Annotated in this window: 1 protein-coding gene; it reads right to left on the bottom strand. The window is 68.4% G+C overall.

All coding sequences use genetic code 11. From position 1 onward, the window contains the following. Positions 1-16: 16 nt before the first annotated feature. Positions 17-955 carry an IS110 family transposase gene (locus tag ACP7A5_RS17945; RefSeq protein ID WP_426043162.1) on the bottom strand — a complete coding sequence of 313 codons (939 nt, stop codon included), beginning with the start codon at positions 953-955 and terminating at the stop codon, positions 17-19. Positions 956-1,068 lie beyond the last annotated feature (113 nt).

Genomic DNA, 1,068 nt, shown 5'->3' with positions numbered 1-1,068 from the left:
TGAGCAACTGTGTTCGTCATCGGGTTGCGGTTCTCCATTCGGAGCGGTCGCGGACGATGGCGTTAAGCAGGGTCATGAGCTTGTTGATGAGGGCGACGAGGATGACCTTGCCGGGTTTTCCCTTGTCGGCGAGCCGCTGCTTCATAGCCTTGAGGACGGGGTTGTATCGGGCGCCGATCAGGGCGGCCATGTAGGCGACGTTGCGCACGACGGCGCGTCCGCCCCGGATCATGCCGCGGCCCTTGAGGGTTCCGCTCTGGCGATCGTAGGGGGCGACGCCGACGAGGGCGGCGATCTGTTTGTGGCTCAGCCGGCCCAGTTCCGGCAGGTGGGCCATCAGGGTCCAGCTCAGCACGGGGCCGACGGCCGGAACCGAGCGCATGCGGCGGTCGCGGTCGGCCAGTTCGGGATCGGCGGCGACGACGTCGGTCAGACGCTTCTCCAGCAGGAGGACGTCGGCCTTCATCCGGTTCAGACGGCGAACGGCCATCCGGCGCAGCATGAGATCGCGCACCTGTTCGGTCTGGTTCCGGATCCGGACCTGTTCCTCGCACAGGGCCCGGCGGGCATCGACCAGCTCGGCCAGCGCCCGGGAGCGCGCGTCTGGCTCGACGGCCCGGCCCGGCAGGGTCTGGACGAAGCGGGCGATCAACATCGCGTCGATCCGATCGGTCTTTGCCTTGAGGCCCAGGATGCCGGCGAAGGCGCGGACCCGGCCGGCCTCCACCCGCCGCACGGGCAGGCCGGCCCCGGTCAGGGCCTCGATCGCACCCCGCTCGTAGCCGCCCGAGGGCTCCAGACCTATGGCGTCAGCGCCGATCGTCCCGAGCCGGCCGATCAGTTCGGTCCAGCCCGCCCGGTCGTTGCCGACCGACCAGACCTCGCCGGTCGTGACGGCGACATCCAGCCTGGCCTTGCTCACATCAATGCCGACAAACGCTCCATCCTGTGTCATCTTGCGACCCTTCCTTGCCAGTGCGGGATCCAGGTCCCGTGCAACTGTTCGGGTTTGGAAGATCACAGCCTGACCCAGGCTCACCCACGGCCTCAAAGGGCCAAGGGGCACAC

It is taken from the genome of Brevundimonas sp. TWP2-3-4b1, assembly GCF_049897665.1.
GTDB lineage: Bacteria > Pseudomonadota > Alphaproteobacteria > Caulobacterales > Caulobacteraceae > Brevundimonas > Brevundimonas subvibrioides_B.
This window is presented reverse-complemented; position numbering and strand designations above follow the sequence as displayed.

What these genes read in the sequence shown, in the direction of transcription:
- ACP7A5_RS17945 (WP_426043162.1), bottom strand. Translation starts at nt 955, where the DNA reads ATGACACAGGATGGAGCGTTTGTCGGCATTGATGTGAGCAAGGCCAGG.